Source organism: Paenibacillus diazotrophicus (assembly GCF_042610465.1).
Map to the genome: position 1 here is coordinate 1119202 of NZ_JBGJZN010000001.1, position 19750 is coordinate 1138951.

The 19750-nt window shown below is 50.2% G+C and carries 18 protein-coding genes; 1 reads left to right on the forward strand and 17 read right to left on the reverse strand.

Annotated elements, in window-relative coordinates; translation table 11 throughout:
* Positions 1–26: 26 nt before the first annotated feature.
* The 3 genes from recG to ACAN54_RS05035 all read right to left on the reverse strand — a co-directional run bounded on the left by recG (position 27) and on the right by ACAN54_RS05035 (position 4834).
* The gene (gene recG / locus ACAN54_RS05025; RefSeq protein WP_379153192.1) at positions 27–2078 is read right to left on the reverse strand and encodes an ATP-dependent DNA helicase RecG; all 2052 of its coding nucleotides are present in this window, start codon (positions 2076–2078) and stop codon (positions 27–29) included.
* A 13-nt stretch (positions 2079–2091) separates the two neighbouring features.
* A complete protein-coding gene (locus tag ACAN54_RS05030; RefSeq protein ID WP_379153194.1) occupies positions 2092–2952 on the reverse strand; it encodes a DegV family protein in 861 nt (286 codons plus the stop codon).
* A 100-nt stretch (positions 2953–3052) separates the two neighbouring features.
* Positions 3053–4834: a DAK2 domain-containing protein gene (locus ACAN54_RS05035; RefSeq protein ID WP_379153196.1), complete on the reverse strand. Its 1782-nt coding sequence runs from the start codon at positions 4832–4834 to the stop codon at positions 3053–3055.
* A gap of 191 nt (positions 4835–5025) precedes the next feature.
* On the opposite strand from ACAN54_RS05035, the gene rpmB reads away from it, so the two are divergent.
* Positions 5026–5214: a 50S ribosomal protein L28 gene (rpmB, locus tag ACAN54_RS05040; protein WP_019911441.1), complete on the forward strand. Its 189-nt coding sequence runs from the start codon at positions 5026–5028 to the stop codon at positions 5212–5214.
* A 101-nt stretch (positions 5215–5315) separates the two neighbouring features.
* On the opposite strand, the gene spoVM is transcribed toward rpmB, so the two are convergent.
* The 14 genes from spoVM to remA all read right to left on the reverse strand — a co-directional run bounded on the left by spoVM (position 5316) and on the right by remA (position 19733).
* The gene (gene spoVM, locus ACAN54_RS05045) at positions 5316–5396 is read right to left on the reverse strand and encodes a stage V sporulation protein SpoVM (RefSeq protein WP_020431362.1); all 81 of its coding nucleotides are present in this window, start codon (positions 5394–5396) and stop codon (positions 5316–5318) included.
* Positions 5397–5676: 280 nt separating this feature from the next.
* Entirely contained in the window at positions 5677–6345 is a 669-nt protein-coding gene (gene rpe, locus ACAN54_RS05050) for a ribulose-phosphate 3-epimerase (RefSeq protein ID WP_379153198.1), read from the reverse strand.
* 4 nt (positions 6346–6349) lie between these two features.
* Complete coding sequence (gene rsgA / locus ACAN54_RS05055; RefSeq protein WP_379153200.1) at positions 6350–7255, reverse strand: ribosome small subunit-dependent GTPase A; 906 nt, start codon at positions 7253–7255, stop codon at positions 6350–6352.
* A 124-nt stretch (positions 7256–7379) separates the two neighbouring features.
* Entirely contained in the window at positions 7380–9569 is a 2190-nt protein-coding gene (gene pknB / locus ACAN54_RS05060) for a Stk1 family PASTA domain-containing Ser/Thr kinase (RefSeq protein ID WP_379153202.1), read from the reverse strand.
* Complete coding sequence (locus tag ACAN54_RS05065; RefSeq protein WP_379153204.1) at positions 9566–10342, reverse strand: Stp1/IreP family PP2C-type Ser/Thr phosphatase; 777 nt, start codon at positions 10340–10342, stop codon at positions 9566–9568. The genes pknB and ACAN54_RS05065 overlap by 4 nt, the downstream gene beginning before the upstream one ends.
* Before the next feature lie 6 nt (positions 10343–10348).
* A complete protein-coding gene (rlmN, locus tag ACAN54_RS05070; RefSeq protein WP_379153206.1) occupies positions 10349–11389 on the reverse strand; it encodes a dual-specificity RNA methyltransferase RlmN in 1041 nt (346 codons plus the stop codon).
* Between the two features lie 194 nt (positions 11390–11583).
* Complete coding sequence (rsmB, locus tag ACAN54_RS05075) at positions 11584–13044, reverse strand: 16S rRNA (cytosine(967)-C(5))-methyltransferase RsmB (RefSeq protein WP_379154186.1); 1461 nt, start codon at positions 13042–13044, stop codon at positions 11584–11586.
* A gap of 38 nt (positions 13045–13082) precedes the next feature.
* Entirely contained in the window at positions 13083–14021 is a 939-nt protein-coding gene (gene fmt, locus ACAN54_RS05080; protein ID WP_379153208.1) for a methionyl-tRNA formyltransferase, read from the reverse strand.
* Between the two features lie 5 nt (positions 14022–14026).
* Entirely contained in the window at positions 14027–14512 is a 486-nt protein-coding gene (def, locus tag ACAN54_RS05085) for a peptide deformylase (RefSeq protein WP_379153210.1), read from the reverse strand.
* A 125-nt stretch (positions 14513–14637) separates the two neighbouring features.
* The gene (gene priA / locus ACAN54_RS05090; protein WP_379153212.1) at positions 14638–17169 is read right to left on the reverse strand and encodes a primosomal protein N'; all 2532 of its coding nucleotides are present in this window, start codon (positions 17167–17169) and stop codon (positions 14638–14640) included.
* On the reverse strand, positions 17169–18401 hold the full coding sequence (gene coaBC, locus ACAN54_RS05095) for a bifunctional phosphopantothenoylcysteine decarboxylase/phosphopantothenate--cysteine ligase CoaBC (RefSeq protein WP_379153214.1): 1233 nt from the start codon (positions 18399–18401) through the stop codon (positions 17169–17171). Before coaBC ends, priA begins: the two co-directional genes overlap by 1 nt.
* Before the next feature lie 227 nt (positions 18402–18628).
* Positions 18629–18829, reverse strand: coding sequence for a DNA-directed RNA polymerase subunit omega (gene rpoZ / locus ACAN54_RS05100; RefSeq protein ID WP_379153216.1), 201 nt, complete (start codon positions 18827–18829; stop codon positions 18629–18631).
* Between the two features lie 55 nt (positions 18830–18884).
* Positions 18885–19454: a guanylate kinase gene (gmk, locus tag ACAN54_RS05105; RefSeq protein ID WP_379153218.1), complete on the reverse strand. Its 570-nt coding sequence runs from the start codon at positions 19452–19454 to the stop codon at positions 18885–18887.
* 18 nt (positions 19455–19472) lie between these two features.
* Entirely contained in the window at positions 19473–19733 is a 261-nt protein-coding gene (remA, locus tag ACAN54_RS05110) for an extracellular matrix/biofilm regulator RemA (RefSeq protein WP_006209218.1), read from the reverse strand.
* Positions 19734–19750 lie beyond the last annotated feature (17 nt).

Here is a 19750-nt window from a genome sequence, read left to right on the forward strand (position 1 = left end):
GAGAGCTGGCACATGTGCCTAATTAATTAATCGATTAAGTCCCCTTGAAAAATCTGCTCATTCTGCAAATAGCTCCGCAGTGGCGCATAGTCATTAGAGGTCCAGAAGTCAGTTTCTTTCAGCAATCCTGCAGCATCATCTCTGGCTTGCTCCAGCACATCAAAATCAGCAGTCATATCGGCCAACCTGAACTCCGGAAGCCCGCTCTGCTTAGTCCCAAAGAAATCCCCCGGGCCCCGCAGCTCCAGATCCCTTCGAGACACCTCAAATCCATCGTCTGTATCGGTCATTGCCGTCATGCGCTCACGCCCGATCTCTGATTTGGGATCAGCTACAAGCACACAGAAGGAGGCGTGCTGGCCCCGTCCTACCCGTCCGCGTAACTGATGCAGCTGGGACAGTCCAAAGCGGTCTGCATCCATAATGATCATCAGAGTAGCATTAGGAACATCGACACCAACCTCTACCACCGTTGTGGAGACCAGCAGTTGAACCTCATTACTATAAAAAGCACGCATGATTTCGTCCTTTTCCCCAGGTGTCATCCGTCCATGCAGCAGCCCTACCTTGTAATTGGGAAAAGACTGCGACATTTGAATATGCAGGTCAATCGCGTTCTGCACATCCAGCTTTTCCGATTCCTCAATGAGCGGACAGATTAGATAGGCTTGTCTGCCCTGATCGATCTCACGGCTGATCAGCTTCAGCACCCTCTCCATCAAGTCCGGTTTTACCCAATAGGTTGTGATCGGTACACGTCCCTTAGGCCGCTCAGAAAGTGTGGACACGTCCATATCTCCGAAGACCGTAATCGCAAGTGTACGTGGTATAGGCGTTGCCGTCATGGTCAACACATCCGGATTGTAGCCCTTGCGGCGCAAAATACTGCGTTGGTTAACGCCAAAACGATGCTGCTCATCCGTGACCACCATTCCCAGCCCCCGAAAAAAAACATCCTCCTGAATCAAGGCATGCGTACCCACCACAATATCGAGCATTCCCAATTGCAGGGAGGCTAACAGATCCTTCCGTTTGCGTCCGGTGACGCTTCCTGTCAAGAGACCGACCGTAATCCCAAATGGCTCAAACATCTTAGTGAGTGAACGCATATGCTGCTCTGCAAGAATCTCAGTAGGTACCATCAGCGCTCCCTGAAATCCTGATTTCACTGTGGCATACAGGGCAATTGCTGCGAGTACTGTTTTACCGGAACCCACATCCCCTTGTAAAAGACGATTCATGCAATGCGGAGAACGCATGTCCTGCAGGATTTCCAGCTCCACGTGCTTCTGAGCATCGGTCAGTTCAAAAGGCAGGCTGCGGACAAACTGCCGGACCGTGGCATTGTCTACCGTATGCACCACTCCATCCATTCTGCCGCGGTTTAGCACCCGGAAAGCCTGTACCTTAAGCTGGAACAGAAACAGTTCTTCATATACCATCCGCCGCCGCCCCTGCTGGCCTTCCCGCGTATCTTCAGGCCGATGGATGGTGGCAATAGCCCGTTTGCGGGACATAAAATCATATTTACGTATAATCATCTGCGGAAGAATTTCCGGAATCAGCTCACCATACTGCTGCAGGCCCTGATGAATCATTTTGCGTATCCAGGACTGTGTTATCTTGCCCCCCACAGAATAGACCGGCTGCAGGGTGCCGATTTTGCCTTCTCCCCGATCAGTAAATTCATAATCCGTAACAGTGATGGCGTTACGTTTCTGATCCCATTTGCCGGTTATTACAATTTCACGCCCCACGGTCAGCTGCTCACGTACATAATGCTGGTTGAACCATGTAGCTGTGAACATCCAAGGCTCTGCTACCATTTTGCAGCTCAGTCGGGATTTACCCCCAAAACGCTGCAGGACAGGTATACCGATAACCTTCGCGACAAGCGTAGCCTTATCACCGTGTTTGATCTCACTCAGTGAGCGGGGGCGGAAATCATCATAGCGGAATGGATAATACTCCAGCAAATCCTTCACTGTAAAGACGCCAAAGGCGTGAAGCTCATTTTGCTTTTGAGCGCTCACGCCATTTATTTGTTTCACTTCGATTGAATCCAAAGATAGTCCCATATTCATCCCCTATTTACGCAGGCCAGATGAAAACGGCTAAGGTACCGTTGCCAACATGGCTCCCCACAACCGGGCCCACATTGGTCAGCACTTTCTCTTCCAGGGTGAAGTGTCCGGCCAATTCCCTAAGGAACTCTTCGCCGGAAGCCGGTTCAGCCGTATGACCCACGGCCACGTTGATTTTGTCCACACCCGGCAGTTCATTTTTGAACAGCTCGATCATGCGGGCTACTGCCTTTTTACGTCCTCTAACCTTCTCAACCGCGTAGATAATTCCTTCTGCATCAATAGAAAGGATCGGTTTGATGTTAAGCAGCGTCCCCAGAAACGCGGAGGCTTTGCCGATTCTTCCGCCTTTTTGCAGGTATTCCAAGGTATCGACGAGAAAGTACAGCTTGCGGGATTGACGAAGACTCTCGACTTTAGTCAAAATATCTTCCGGGCTATGCCCCTCTGCCGCCAGCCTCGCCGCCTCGATAACCATAAAGCCGAATCCATAGGAAGCGGAGAGTGAATCAATTACAGTAATTGATTCACCTTCCTCTTCCAGCATGGATTTAGCCAGAACAGCCGATTGATACGTACCGCTAAGACCTGAGGAAATGTGAAAAGATAGAATTCGGCAACCCGGTACACGTTCCTGAATCGCCCGGTAGACATCCATATATTCAGCCGGTGATGGCTGAGAAGTGGTCGGAAGCTGCGTTGAACGGGGAAGACGTTCATAGAATTGCTCCGGCGTCATGTCCACATTATCCCGGAATGCCTCCTCGCCAAACATCAGAGTCAAAGGAACAACCTCAATACCATACGCTTCCGCCATGGACGGCGGGATATCGGAAGTGCTGTCGGTGACGATCACAGTACGATTCATGGATTTCCTCCCCAAACTATGATGTGGCAGACAGAATGGCAGACCTGATAAAGGACACCATGCTGATTCTGCTTAAGACTATATAAGGAGTAAATGAAGCCTACGGTTCGACAGAGAAAAGGTAATAATACAGCGGCTGGCCGCCTTCATGAACCTCAACTTCAACCTGCGGGTAAGCCTGTTCAAGCCAGCTCTTGAGTGTTTCGGTAACCTTTTCCTCGGATTCAGCACCTGTCAGAATAGTGACAATTTCATCACCATTCACAAGCATGCTTGTGAGCAGCGCCTGACTTGCAACCAGCAGATCATCGGCAGCGGATACAATCTTCGAATTGGAAATTCCGATATATTGCCCCGATTTGATCTCCAGCTCCTCGATAACCGTATCACGGACGGCATTGGTAATTTGCCCCGATTTCACTTGAGTGATAGCTTCCAGCATATTGCTTGTATTCGAGTCTACCGTGTCCTCCTCCTGGAAGGCAAAGGCAGCGGCTATCCCCTGCGGGATGCTTTTGCTTGGAATAACGGTGATTTCCCGTTCTCCTTCAAGCAATTCCTTGGCCTGCTGGGCGGCAAGCACAATGTTCGAGTTATTTGGCAGGATGTAAATATGCTTCGCCGAAATGGATGAGATCGCGTTAACGAAATCTTCGGTACTCGGATTCATCGTCTGCCCGCCGGACAGAATAGCATCCACCCCCAGGCTTCTGAAAATATCAGAGATGCCTTCACCCGAAGAAACGGCAATGAATCCGTACTGAGCCATATCATCCGCAGGAGGAACAGCTGGAGCCTGTACACTGCTCACTTCCTTAGGAATATCTGCAAATACCTCAGGCATAGGCGCAATATCCATTCCTGCAATCAGAAGATCACGATGCTGCTCGCGCATGTTGAGGATATGGATTTGTGTGATCTCACCATATTGAAGCGCCAGATTCAGTACCTCTCCCGGAGTCTTGGAATGAACATGTACCTTGATGGTCTCATCATCCGAAATGACGATAATCGAATCACCATTAACTGATAGTGCTCTGCGGAATGCCTCTTCATCAAAGTGCGTTTTCACCGAATTGCCAAGCAAACGGTTGATAAAAAACTCCATATCGTATAAAAATTCAATGTCTTCCGTAGACAGCCGGGATTGAGCAGAGGACTGCACTGAGGACAATACGTTCTCATGTTTGGTCAGCACTGGGGCTGGGGCCGCTGCAGGAGCGGGGGCTTGTCCTTGCACAGTAACGGGAACTGCCGTGCTTCCATGGCCCGTCAAATGTTCAAGAAATCCTTCGTAAATATATACCAAGCCTTGCCCCCCGGAATCAACTACCCCTACCTGTTTCAGCACAGGCAAAAGTTCTGGAGTATTGGCTAACGCTTCTTTGGCTTTGGCCAGGACCTCAGTCATCAGTTCTATTACATCCGTTGTGCGCCGTGCATAGTAGCCGGCATGTCTTGCAGCTTCCTTGGCAACTGTAAGTATCGTTCCCTCTACCGGTTTGACCACCGCTTTGTAGGCTGTATCCACTCCGGTCTGCAGCGCTGCTGCGAACTGCTGCGTGTTCAATTCTTCGTATTGGGCAGCGTACCGTCCAAGACCTCTGAACAGCTGTGACAAAATAACGCCGGAATTTCCCCTCGCGCCCATTAAGAGACCCTTAGACAATACTCCTGCACATTGGCCAACAGAGGCGGTATTATTTTTCTTCAATTCGTTCACGCCTGCAGTCATCGTCAAATTCATGTTGGTTCCCGTATCCCCATCGGGTACAGGAAATACATTCAGGGAATTGACGTGCTCTGCATGCTGCTGCAGCTTCTCCGCTCCGGCGAGTACCATTGCGGTAAAATCTGTTCCGTTTATAGAACGCTTACTCAATGAGAATTCCCCTTCCTAACTTCATGCCTAATCAATTCTATGATTAACTGGACATAATACACTAATTTATATTGTACTATAAGAGCCAAAAGAAATAAATGTTTTTGAAGCGGTTGACGAAGCAAATTTTGCTGTGATATTATATTTAAGTATTGTTTTACGCAGGTGTAAGTAACAAGGAGGTGTAATCTATGTCCCGCAAATGTACTGTAACTGGCAAGAAACCGGGCAGCGGCAACCACGTATCTCATGCGAACAACCGCAACCGTCGCTCTTGGGGAGTTAACGTTCAGAAGGTCCGTATCCTCGTGAACGGCAAACCGAAACGCGTGTACGTCAGCACCCGTGCTTTGAAAGCCGGCAAAGTTGAACGCGTTTAGTCTTAGGTTTTCCTAGGACCTAGCGATATCTCATATGAAGCAAAAAGCACCCTTTACATATGTAAGGTGCTTTTTTTCATGTTTTCTTTTCTATTCCGCCCTCAACTTTTCTGAAATGTGTTCAAAATCGCTTTAACAAAACCTCCCAAAAATCTTGGCAGCTTGAACGTGTAAAATTTCATTATTAACCCTCCCATCAATTCATGCCATACGGTAGGAGACTTTCCTGGCGAGCCGATAACCTGGCGAATGCAGACCTCCCTTATTGAATAAGAAGAAACGACTTGGCCGTCCCCTGGAAGAGGCGGTGTTTTTGTTTCTCAAAAAATAAAAGGATACAGGGAATACTGGAACTTCGGCTTTCCTATTCAAAAAAGGCTACATGAGATTTCTGCTCATGTAACCATATTTATGCGTCGGCAACTTGGCCTATACCATTAGATCGAACGTATCGCTTACGTTTTAGCGCAGGGCTGCCTCCGCCGCTTCCCGAATGGCCTTGATGGCAGCTGCGCGGTCACTTCGTCCGAACACCGCATTTCCGGCGACCAAAATATCCGCACCAGCTTCTGCAACTAGTGGAGCGGTCTCTTCGGCGATTCCACCGTCTACTTCAATCCGTAGGGAGGTATGATTCACTTCCCGGGCCCATTCCCGGATCTGACGGATCTTCTTCAAGGTGTGCGGAATAAACGATTGACCTCCAAAACCGGGGTTTACCGTCATTATAAGCACCATATCAATATCCTCCAGCACCTCTTGCACAGCTGATGCAGGTGTACCCGGATTAATCGCCACACCGGCCATTAGTCCAAGCTCCTTAATCTGGTGAACTACACGGTGAAGATGAACACAAGCCTCGGCATGAACTGTAATAACCGATGCCCCTGCGGCTGCAAACTCTGGGATATAGCGTTCCGGATTCTCAATCATCAAGTGGACATCGAGCGGCAATGAGGTGTGTGCTTTGACAGCTTTTACAATCGGTGGGCCTAGGGTAATATTCGGCACAAAATGGCCGTCCATGACATCCACATGAATCCAGTCCCCGCCACTGGCTTCGGCTTCTGCGACCTCTGCGCCCAGTGCGGCAAAATCAGCTGATAATATCGATGGTGCGATTGTAATCATAGGGTTAGTACCTCCGCTTTTTATCTTTCATTTCAGTATAGAACAGCTTGTAATGGTCATAACGGCTGCCTGCAATCACTCCCGTATTCACGGCATCAATGACATGGCATCCGGGTTCATGCAGATGGCTGCAGCCGCGGAATTTGCATTGTTCGGCAAAAGGGGCAAACTCCCGGAAACAAGTAGACAACTCATCCACACCGAGCTCCAGAAAATCCAGCTGACTAAAGCCCGGAGTATCGGCCACAAAACCTCCGTTGCCAATATCCATTAACTCCACATGACGGGTAGTATGCCGCCCCCGGCCCAAGCGAAGACTGATTTCTCCTGTTTCCAGTTCAAGGCCGGGCACAAGGCGGTTCAGCAATGTAGACTTGCCGACACCGGACTGGCCGGAGAAGACACTGATAATGCCTGCCAGACGATTCCGCAGCTCCTCACTGCCGGAGCCGGTAAGCGAACTGGTGACCAACACTTCGTAACCAATACGCTCATACAGCTCTTTGACAAGTGCAGTGGCTTCACCTTTATCGTCAGCCAGATCCTGCTTCGTCAGCACGATAAGAGTCTCCAGACCGGAGTGTTCAATGTGTACCAGGAATTTATCAAGAAGATTCAGATTCATATCCGGTTCCCGCACCGAGAAGAGAAGCACAGCCAGTTTGACATTGGCTACCTGCGGACGGATCAGCTCGGACTCCCTGGGAAGCAGCTCATCAACCATCCCTTCTCCATTTTCGGTCAGAATATATTTAATCCGGTCACCCACAAGCGGAGCAACCCCTTTCTTCTTGAGGATTCCCCGCCCTCTGCATTGTACAGCCTCTTCCTCCGTAGCTATCAATCCTTCACGAAGCGGCTTGACGTAATAATAACCGCTTAATGCTTTGATTATAATTCCTTCAGGCATACATCCTAAGCCTTCCTCTCCTGATATTGCACAAATGACCCAAGTCTATAAAAAGCTCCCGGGTCATTCTGCTAGCTGCAGTCAGCTCCGGAATTTCTTCAGAAAAGCTGCAGCTTTTATCCATTTATTTACCTTTTTTATCTTTTCCACTCTTCGAAGATGCCTGTACGTTTCCGGCATTGTTATTCGTAAATCCGGTCTGATCCGCTGCTCCAGTGCTGCCACCTTCAGTAGAAGGAGGTAAAATCTCCGGTGCTATTGTAGGATCAGCTGAAGCTGGTGCCTCCGTAGGGGCCTGAGTCGGCTCAGGAGTATTCTGAACCGGTGGCTCTGGATCAGGAACCGTCCCATTTTTGGCGTCTGAATATTTTATCGTATAGGTTTCGATGAAATCGCCATCCTGATATACAGAGATGGAACCGTCCTTATTAGGAGCTAGCAATAGATTCACAGCCAGATTCTGGCTTTTGGCTATCGTGCGGGTTCCCCATTCCTGGTTCTCGCCATCCTTACGGGCGTCAGCATAAATAATGCGGATTTTTGTCTTTTTACCTTCGACTGAAGGAGTCACCGGCACATTGAATGTGTATTCCAAAGCCTCAGGTGGATAACCTGTACTTACCGTAATATTGATCTTCTCACCCGGTGAGGCCGTATCGCCTTTTTCATATGGCCATTGGTTCATTACGATGCCTTTTTCTTCAGAGAAGCTGGATTCCTCTTTAACTTCACCAAGGACAAGACCGGCTGCCTCCAGCATAGCCTTCGCATCTTCCTTCGTGTGGCCTTTGAGATCAGGTATAGGTGTCGTCTCTTGCCCCAGACTGACGATCAGCTTGATCGTTGCTGTCTCAGGGTCATATGGACTGCCCGCGGCCGGCTCTGTGCTGATGACCTGCCCTTCAGGAAAGTCCTCGCTATAACGCGGATCTTCAGTAATCCGGTTCTGTTCAACACCCTCTGCGATCAGCAGTTTTTCGGCTTCGTCTTTAGGTTTGCCCGATAACTCAATCATCTCAGGCAGCTCCTTGGCAATACTAACTGTGAGCAGAATAGAGGTTCCTTCTTTGACCATGGTATCCGGAGCTTTATTTTGCTTAAATACCACATCAGGCTCCTTATTGGGATTGTACTCCGTCAGTGGTGGTTCTTCCGCGACGAGCCCTACCTTGGCCAGCTCTGCTTTGGCCGCTTCAAAGGACATGTCGGTCACCGAGGGTACTGCCACTTCATCCACATCGAATTTGTCACTGACATACCACACCAGCCCGCCCATCGCCGCCAATAGCAGCAGTGTGAGGCCGATCCATAGCACAGGACGTCCCCATTTCCGTTTGGAAGGGCTTCGCGGCATTTCTTCTTCGTCATCACGCCTCATCCGATCTTCGCCGCCACGGCTGCCTAAAGTCCGCTGCATCGGCCGGATTGCCGGAATAATACGGGTTCTGTCCTCATCTTCTTCATCATGGAACTGAGCTTTGGACTCGCTTCGACGTTCAGGCAGCAGACATGTCTCCAAATCCTGCAGCATTTCTTTGGCAGACTGGTATCTCTCTTCCGGATTCTTGCGCATGGATCTTAAAATAACATTCTCTACGCTTTGGGGTATCAGCGGATTCAGAAGACGCGGCTCTTCAAATTCCTCCTGTAAATGCTTCAAAGCTACGCTAATCGGGCTTTCACCCAAGAATGGAAGCACTCCGGTAAGCATCTGGTAAAGGACAATTCCCAGGGAATAAAGATCGGACTTTTCCCCAGTCGCTACCCCTTTTGCATGCTCTGGCGAGAAATAATGAACTGAACCAACTACAGATCCCGTCTGGGTTATGGTAGTAGAAGTAACTGCACGGGCTATTCCGAAATCTGTTACCTTGACTCGTCCATTACGGCCAATCAGAATGTTGTGGGGTTTGATGTCCCTGTGAATGATCTGGTTCTGGTGTGCATGGTCCAGGGCATCGCATATCTGTGAAGCAATACGGATGGATTCATCTACCTGAAGCGGGGCCCGTTCTTTAATAATCTCATTCAAGTTCTTGCCTTCTATATATTCCATAACAATATAATGAATTTCATCTTCCTGTCCTACATCGTATATGCTGACCACATTTGGATGAGACAAGGATGCGGCGGATTGCGCCTCCCGCCGGAACCGGCGGATAAATTCCTCATCATGCACAAACTGGTTACGCAAAACTTTAATCGCGACGTTACGGTTAAGCAGGATATCATGGGCCCTATAGACGAGCGCCATGCCACCTCCTCCAATCCGTTCGATAACCTGGTAACGGCCGCCCAATTCGTGACCGATCATTTATCCCACTCCTTCGTTTCGGGCACAGCGGCCACTCCTTGATGTTCTAGCAAAGCGACGCTAATGTTATCGCCACCGCCGGCAAGCAAAGCCAGCTGAAGTAAACGGTCCGCTCTTTCTTCCAGGGATATTTCATGTATCCCTGCCACCTTGCCCAAATGCTCCTGGCTGACGAAATTGCTTAATCCATCACTGCACAGAAGCAAAAGCTCCCCTTGTGACAGATGGACAGGTGCCAGATCAGCCGTTACCTCCGCATCCGTACCCAGAGCCCTGGTCAATACATTTCTACGCGGATGGTTGTCAAGCTCCTCGTGGCTGATCTGGCCATTCTTGAACAGCTCATTGACCAGCGTATGATCATCGGTTAACTGTACGGCTATACCATCCTTGATCAAATAGGCTCTACTATCCCCGATATGGCCGATATATCCATCCGGACCATTTAAAAGAACAGTAACGACAGTCGTACCCATGTTATGGTATTTCTCATCGCGGGAAGCCTCATTGTGGACTGCACTGTTGGCCTCATAAATGGCAGCAGCGAGCGCACCCTGAAGTTCTTCCTCCGGAAGATCAGGCTGTAGCCCGTCCAAGGCATTCTTTATGGTCTCCAGAGCAAGACGGCTCGCGGTGTCGCCAGCCAAATGTCCACCCATTCCATCGGCTATAATGCCGAGGGTATAGCCGTTATGTGTCACCCCGATCCAGACTGAATCCTCATTGACCGTACGTACCCGGCCAATGTCGCTGGCATGAACTGTTCTGATCAAATATCCTCACCCCAACTCCATATGTTTGGCGCGCAGCTGTCCGCATGCGGCCGCTATATCATGGCCCTGCTCACGGCGGATGGTTACATTCACACCGTGATCGGCCAAAATACGTTGAAATTCAAATATATCATTGCGTGAAGTCCGTACATATTTGCGTTCAGGCACATGATTGACGGGAATAAGATTCACGTGGCACAGCATCGTCTTAAGCACTCCGGCAAGCTCCTCGGCATGCTCCTTCTGGTCATTAACGCCACCAATCAGGGCGTACTCAAAGCTGATCCGCCGGCCTGTCTTAGCCTGATAATACCGCAGAGACTCAATCACATCATCAAAAGGATACCGCCGGTTAACCGGCATCAGCTTCGAACGAAGTGTATCATTGGGTGCATGAATGGAAATAGCCAGATTGATCTGTGTATCTTCATCAGCAAACTTATATATATTCGGCACAATACCGCTGGTTGAGACAGTGATATGCCGTTGTCCAATATTCAGGCCTTTCTCATGGATCATGAGACGCAGGAATCGCATAGTGGCGTCATAATTCTCAAAAGGTTCACCCGTTCCCATGATGACAATGCTGCTGACCCGCTCCCCACGGCTATCCAAAATCTGTTGGGACCGGACGACTTGAGCCACTATCTCGCCCGCGGTCAAATCACGCTTAAGACCACCAAGTGTAGAGGCACAGAATGTGCACCCGATCCGGCAGCCTACCTGAGTCGTAACACACACGCTGTTGCCATAATTGTGTTTCATAATTACAGTCTCTATCGCATGATCATCATGCAGCCCGAAGAGGAATTTCACAGTACCATCTTTGGATTCCAGCTTAGTGATCTCCGTAAGAGCCGTAATACGAAATTGTTCTTCCAGCTTGGCGCGCAGCGCCTTGGACAAGTTACTCATAGATTCAAAATCATTCACCCGTTTGACATACAGCCAGTCAAAAATCTGGCCTCCGCGAAAAGCCGGCTCACCATTCTCCTTGGCCCACTGCTGCAACTCTTCCAGAGAAAAATCATATATTAAAGGTTTCATTAGATTCAGCACCTGTACTTTCTTAAAATATTGAAATTTATTAGAATACGCATCAATTTATACATTTTTATCATATGCGTATTATTTCTCATTCTTCCTATTTTAACACAAATTTCAGAGACGGTAAAAGAAAAGCCCGCCGCGCATAAAGACGTGCGGGCGGGAGACCGTAAAATGTCTTAAAGTTTGCTATATTACAAGAGTCTTTGAAGCCTGGAAATGAAGAAACCATCACTGCCATAATGCTGCGGCAGCAGCTGTATTCCGTCGCCCTCAGCAAGCGCGGTTCCCTTTACTCTATCCCATACTGGGGAGCTGAAGGTTACAGAGCTAAATCCGGGATTATTCTGAAGAAATTCAGCGATAATTTTGCTGTTTTCCGCCTGTTCAGTTGTACATGTACTATAGACCAGAATACCACCGGGTTTCAATAAACCAGAGACTGTCTGCAGCAGCTCAGACTGTAGTTCAGCCACACTGGCTACATCCTCCGGCTGTTTACGCCATTTAAGATCCGGTTTGCGGCGGATCACCCCAAGTCCGGAGCAAGGGGCATCAAGCAGAATCCGGTCAAACGATTCCGGCTCGAACTTCTGTGCTAGCTGCAGTGCATCACTGCTTCCCGTAACTATGCTATCGAGTCCAAGCCTCTTAGCCTGGTCTCCAATCAGCTGTGCCTTGTGAGGATGCAGATCATTTGCATAGATGAACCCTTCGTCCTTCATCAGCTCACCCATATGGGCGCTTTTGCCGCCAGGAGCAGCACAGCAGTCAAGTACTCTCATACCTGGTTCCGGTGCAACTGCCTCCGCCACCAGCATGGAGCTCTCATCCTGAACAGACAAATAGCCGTCCCGGTACCAGGTACTAAGCGCGAGATTGCCGCCGCCTTTGACAATAATGCCATAAGGGCTGAGCTGGGAGGGGGAGGCCTCCAGTCCTGCTTCAACCATTTGTGCCAGCAGTGCTTCGCGGCTGATCATCGTAAGATTCACACGAACACTGGATACTGGCGGTTCATTGTTCGCAGCGCATATCGCTTCAGCAGCCTCCAGCCCATACTCCGCAGCCCACTGTCTAACCATCCACAGCGGATGGGAATGGAGTACGGAAATCCGTTCTTCGCGGCTCAGATTCTCTGGCAAAACTGGGAGATCCCCGGCGCGAAGCACGCTTCGAAGTACACCGTTCACCATGCCAGATATCCCTTGATGCCCGCGTTTTTTGGCGATATTCACCGCTTCGTTAACAGCTGCATGGGACGGGACACGGTTCAGATACATAATCTGGTACAAGCTAAGTCGAAGCAAATTGCGTACCCAAGGCTGGAGCTTGGCAACACCTTTGCTTACGAAACCACCAAGTACATAATCTAAGGTAATTAGGCGAGAGATACTGCCATATACCAGCTCCGTTGCCAGTCCCGTATCTTCACGGCTAAGCGAGGACTTCTGCAAGCTGCTGTTGAGCAGCAGGTTACTGTATGCTCCTTGCTGCTCAACACGGACAAGAATATCTAGCGCTACTTCCCGTGCAGATTCGGCTGCTCCGCTACCCGAAGCACCTGACCGGTTATTCCTACCACTAGCTCCTTTGCCTTTGCTGCCACCTGCAGGTCTCGCTCCAGATCCCTTACCGCTGCCGTTCGGCTTCACCTGTGGACCTTGGCGGTCCGCGCCGCCTTTGCCCGCGCTCAACCCAGCACCATCCCGGGCTTCATCACCCCTCCACGGCTGAAGTCAGCTGCAGTCATGGCTTTTTTACCTGCTGGTTGAACTGAAGTAAGCAGTAGACATCCATCCCCTGACTTCACCTCAATACCGTCACTGCTCACTGCAAGCACCGTTCCTGGCATAGTCCCTTTGCTTTCACTGTTCCCGGCAGGTTTCTGCGCACCCCATACCTTGAACGTTTCTCCATTCCAAAGTGTAAAAGCGCCTGAGAACGGGACCAGTCCGCGAATACGGTTATAGATATCAAGCGAATTCGCCTTCCAGTCAATCCGTTCATCTTCTCTGCTGAGATTTGGAGCGTAGGTTGCTTCACTATCGTCCTGAGGAGTTGCCTGCACGCGGCCACTGACAAGCCTCGGCATTTCATCCTTAAGCAGCTCACAACCTGCCAGACTAAGCTTCTCAAACAACGTTCCCGACGTGTCCGTATCTTCAATAGAAACCTCTACCCGCGAGATCATATCACCAGTATCTAGTCCCTCCGCCATATACATCAGAGTAACGCCGGTAACCTTTTCCCCATTAATAATACAACGCTGAATTGGAGCACCCCCCCGGTATTTCGGAAGCAGTGATCCATGGACGTTCACACAACCGAATTGCGGAAGATCCAGTACCGATTTGGGCAAAATCTGCCCGTAAGCAGCCGTAACAATCAGATCCGGCTTGTAGGCTGCCAGCTCAGCTACGGCTTCAGGGCGCCGCATCCGTTCAGGCTGCAGGACCGGCAGGCCCAGAGCCAGAGCCGCTTCCTTCACCGGAGAAGGCGTCAGTGTTTTTTTGCGTCCCTGCGGACGGTCCGGCTGGGTGACGACGGCCACAACCTCATAGCCCTGCTTAAGCAGCATTTGCAGGGAGGGTACCGCAAACGCCGGAGTTCCCATGAATACTATCTTCATTTCCTTCACTCCTCAGTTTCGCTGCGCTCAGCTGTATACTCATATACCTTCTCGGCAATATCCGTGAACAGCACCCCGTTCAGATGATCAATTTCATGCTGAAACGCCCGGGCCAGCAAGCCGCTTCCGGTGATTGTCACTTCCGTACCCTCACGGTCAAGTCCGCGTACAGTCACTGTCTCTGCACGGCGCACATCTCCATTTAAGCCAGGTATGCTTAGGCAGCCTTCCGGTCCGAACTGCTCACCTTCCATACTAACAATTTCCGGGTTGATCAGCTGGATCAGTCCATGCTCTTCATCTGCATCCACTACGATGAGACGCTTCAGAATGCCAACCTGCGGGGCAGCGAGTCCGACGCCCTCCGCATCATACATAGTATCCGCCATGTCATCCAGCAGTTTTTGAACATTGGGAGTTACCTTCGTTACTGTCTTTGCTGTCTTGTGCAGCACTTCATCCGGTTCTTTTACAATCAGCCTTATCGCCATATACACACACCATCCTTGAAGATTTCTATAGGTTATCTAATTCTAATCAATCCAAGCTTGCTTGCGCTCTATATTTGCATTTTAGAATTCTCTGTAATGCGTACTTATTGTAACATGCCTGATGATCACATCAACATCTGCGGGTCTACGTCCAGACTGATTTGAAGACCTGTATCGCGAACTGAATCCTCAAGTTCTTCAGCCACCTGACGGGCCAGCCCAATCGCATCAATAGAGCCGCGCCACTTGATAATACATTGGAATCTGTATCTGCCTTTCAGCCGCGGTAGCGGAGAAGCGACAGGTCCGAGCAAATCCAGCGCATCGGATGACAGCTTATCCAGACTGCCGAACCAGCGCAGCTGCCGGGCCTTTCCCTGCAGATTCAGCGCATAATTTTCTGCCATCCGCAGCAGCACTGGAAGCTGTTCATGGGAAAGGGTAACAAGAATCAGGCGGCAATACGGCGGATAATGCAGCTCCCGGCGGTGTTTCAGCTCTTCCCGCACAAACGAGTGATAATCGTGTCCGCTGGCATGCACAATTGAATAGTGCTCCGGCGTATACGATTGTACAACCACCTCTCCCGGAAGCTGGTGTCGCCCAGCTCTCCCTGCCACCTGTGTCAGCAGCTGAAAAGTCTTTTCTGCCGCTCTGAAGTCCGGCAAATTCAGTGCTGAATCTGCTGTGATCACACCCACCAGCGTAACATCAGGAAAGTCCAGCCCTTTGGCTACCATTTGCGTGCCCAGCAGCACATCTGCTTTCTTATCTCTGAACTGGTTAAGTAGTTTCTCATGCGAACCCTTCTCCGTGGTAGTGTCAACGTCCATTCGGATGACACGGATACCCGGGAACAGCTTTCCGAGCTCCTCCTCCACCCGCTGAGTCCCCGTACCAAAGAAACGGATATGCTCACTGCCGCATTCCGGACACAGCTTGGGCGCCGGTTCGGCATGGCCGCAATAATGGCAGCGCAGGTTATCGCTGCGGCTGTGGTAGGTAAGAGAAATATCACACTCTGGACAGCCGGCCACATACCCGCAGTTACGGCACATCACAAAGGTGGAAAACCCTCTGCGATTCAATAGTAATACTGTCTGCTCTCCGCGTTCCAGTCTGCTCTCCAGAGCCGAATGGAGCCGGCGGCTGAACATCGAACGGTTCCCCTCCTTGAGCTCCTCCCGCATGTCAGTCACATGCACCTTAGGCAATTCATTGCCGAGCGCACGGCTTGGCATGTGCAGGAGAACCGGCGAGAAATGAATATCGCTCTGGGAGCGGGCCGCATGATAGCTCTCCAGCGAAGGAGTCGCTGAGCCGAGAATCACAGCAGCTCCTCCCTGTTCTGCTCTACGAACCGCCACATCACGGGCATGATATTTCGGATTCTCCTCCTGTTTATAAGAGGATTCATGTTCTTCGTCCATAATAATGAGGCCAAGATTCACAAACGGTGCAAAAACTGCGGAACGTGCGCCTACCGCCACTGTTGCTTTGCCTTCACGAATTTTACGCCATTCATCATATCGTTCACCGACAGACAGGCGGCTGTGCATCACCGCCACGCCGCTTCCGAAGCGGCCTTTGAAGCGTTCGACCATCTGCGGAGTAAGGGCAATCTCAGGAACCAGAACCACCGCCTGTCTGCCCTGGTCCACACAGCGCTGAATACACTGGAGATAAATTTCTGTTTTACCGCTCCCGGTTACCCCATGCAGCAGGAACACCTCATGCCGCTGCTCATCGACGGTTGCTGCGATTCGCGTATACACTGCTTCCTGTTCGGCTGTCAGCGGCAATGGAGCAGTGGGCTTAAAGTCACGGCCACGGTAAGGATCACGGTATACTTCAATCTCTGTGATCTCAATAAACCCCTTATCTTCCAGTGCTTTCACCGTCCCGGCCGTTACTTGCAGAACTGATAATATATCCTTCATCGGCATGGGCAACACGGCTTCCATTTCAATCAAAAAGGCCAGCACTTCTTTTTGGCGGGCTGAACGCGCCGGAAATCCGGCGAGGGATTCGCGGGCTGCGGAAAGGCCAATGGCCAAATCGACTGCCTTTAGCTTTTTTTTGCCCATCTTATCCTTAATCGACTGGCTCTCAGCCAATACACCGCGGCGGAGCATAAACTTCACCGTCTCCGCAGCATGAGGAAAGGTACGTGTCAGCAGCTTCATGGAGACTTCACCATGACGTCCCACGAATTCAGTGATTCGGCTCTCTTCCTGATCGGTCTCCAGAAACATAGGAAACAGCTCATCCGGATTGCTTCCGTTGTCTTCCGAAGTATCGCCAAGTGTGATGAGCCGTTCGGCCTTGCCTTTCAGAGCGGTTGGAAGCATCGCCTGAAGCGCAGAAATACGTCTGCAGGCATATCTTTGGCTCATCCAGTCACCGAGCTCCACTAGCTCAGGGGATAGCGGGGGAAGCAAGTCCAGCACTTCCTGTATGGGTTTCAATCCCGATACTGCACTAGTCTCCCCTGATTCCAGTGACACTACAAAGCCTTGCACCGTCCGGTGTCCAAAAGGCACCGCCACCCGGCTTCCCACTTCAATCCACAGCTTAAGCGAGTCCGGTATCAAATAGTCAAAAGGCCGGTCAGTGCTGCGTACAGGAACATCGACAATGACCTTGGCTATCTCCATTATAATCCAGCTCCGGAAATGCGAGTTGCAGCCAATTGCAGCACTTGCCTCGCAACTTCGTCTTTTGAAACCAGCGGAAGATCAAGCACTAGACCCTTGGCGTCATAGATGGATACGATATTGGTATCTGTCCCAAAACCCGCACCTTCGGTTGCCACATCATTGGCAACGATCAAATCCAGATTTTTGCGGATCAGCTTGTCCTTGGCATAAAGTTCGGCATTACCTGTTTCGGCGGCAAATCCGATCAAAAATTGCTTATCCTTCATTTTCCCGAGGCTCTCCAGAATATCCGTTGTCTTCACCAATTCAAGTGTCATCGTATCGCCGCTTTTTTTGATCTTGGATTCAGCACTCTGCCGAGGACGGTAATCTGATACTGCAGCGGCCTTGATCAGGAGATCACAATCCTTCCAGCGGCTTACCACTGCTTCATACATCTCCGCAGCCGATTCAACCTTAACCACCTGGATCTCCGGGTCCTGTGGAGGTGCTTCGTCCGTTCGTGCTGCGATAAGTGTTACCTCAGCTCCCATTGCACGCGCAGCCCGGGTGAGTGCAAAACCCATTTTTCCGGAGGAATCATTGGTAATGTAGCGTACCGGATCAATCCGTTCAATGGTTCCGCCAGCGGTGATGATCACTTTTTTGCCGGTTAGGGGCCCGTTAGCTGAAGTATGCTGAAGAGTGAAAAATTGCTCTACAACTTTTACTATAGCTTCAGGCTCCTCCAGCCGACCCTTCCCTACATAGCCGCAGGCCAGCAGACCCTCGCCGGGTTCAATAAACTTCACACCCCGCTTATACAGCGTATTAATATTTTCGAGCACCGCCGGATGCTGGTACATGTGCACATTCATAGCAGGTGCCACCATTACGGGAGCCGTTGCAGCAAGCAGTGTAGTGGACAGCATATCATCCGCCAGCCCATGTGCCATTTTAGCGATGATATTGGCGGTTGCCGGTGCTATCAGAATAAGATCGGCAGAATCTGCCAGGTCAATATGCGAAATCGAAGACGGATCACGCTCCTGAAAAGTATCGCTGTATACGCGCTGTTTGGACAATGACTGCAATGTCAGTTCGGTTATGAACTGTTTCGCTGAAGCTGTCATGATCACATGCACCGTAGCCCCTTTTTGCGTAAGCTTGCTGGTCAAGGCAGCTCCTTTGTATGCAGCAATTCCACCGGTAATCCCCAATATAATCGTTTTGCCCTGTAAGCTCTTCAACTTAATCTCCCCCCTGTTTCCTTGCTGGCACCTCTACCATCCTCAATTATGAAAAGAAAAACCGAAAATCCTCACTTTTTGAGAAAAAAATAACAACCTTCCGGTTGTCAGGTACAGCCCGGTCCGGGCTATTTAAAATATTGGACCTCTAACCCAAGAAGAAACGGCAGCAGCCATACAAAAGGTTGCGTCCGTTTCTGATCATGGCTTAGCAGGAATAGCTCGGACTACTCTTCGCCGCGGGTTACAACGATGCGGTCTTCATAAATTTCTTCCAGAGCGACACCGACGTTCTTATGTGATCTCGGAGCTTTGACATCAGTCTTGCCGCCTTCACGCAGCGCTCTTGCCCGGCGGGCTGCAGCAACAACCAAGGAATACTTGCTGTCGACTTTGGTCATCATTTCATCAATGGATGGATATAGCATGTAAAACACCTCTTCATCTTTTACTGTGATATGAGCTTGAGTTCTGATGTAGCTATCATCTCACCTTACAATGCTCGGCGATGATGATACTTTCTATTCGTTTGCAGGCCAGATCAATCTCATCATTCACTACTGCATAATCGTAATGTCGGATCAGGCCGATCTCATCCTCTGCCACGGACATACGGTGGTTAATGACATCAGGATGCTCCGTACCGCGTCCGCGGATGCGGTCCTTCAATTCGTCCATAGACGGTGGAAGGAGGAATACAAAGATACCTTCGGGAAATTTGTCTTTGACTTTGAGGGCTCCCTGAACTTCGATCTCCAGAATAATATCTCTTCCGCTGTCGAGTGTTCTCTCCACAAAATCACGCGGAGTACCGTAATAGTTGCCTACGTACTCCGCATATTCAAGCAGTTGGTCAGCTTCAATCATAGCTGCAAACTGCTCTCTGGTCTTAAAGAAATAATTGACTCCGTTCTCTTCGCCTTCACGCGGCAAACGTGTGGTAGCAGATACGGAATAGACTAGTTCAGGCATCTTCGGCCGCAGTGCGGAACACACGGTTCCTTTGCCAACACCGGACGGACCGGATAGTATGATCAGCAATCCTCTTGACATAGTACACTCCATTTGTTGTTATTCGTCGTTATCGTCATCTTTGCTGGAAAGACGGTGTGCCACAGTCTCCGGCTGCACAGCCGAGAGAATGACATGATCGCTGTCAGTAATGATGACGGCCCGCGTCCGGCGGCCATAAGTGGCGTCGATCAGCATATGCCGGTCTCTGGCCTCTTGAATAATACGTTTGATTGGTGCAGATTCCGGGCTGACAATGGAAATAATTCGGTTGGCCGATACGATATTTCCAAAGCCGATGTTGATTAATTTAATTGCCATGTTCCGGTTGTTCCCCC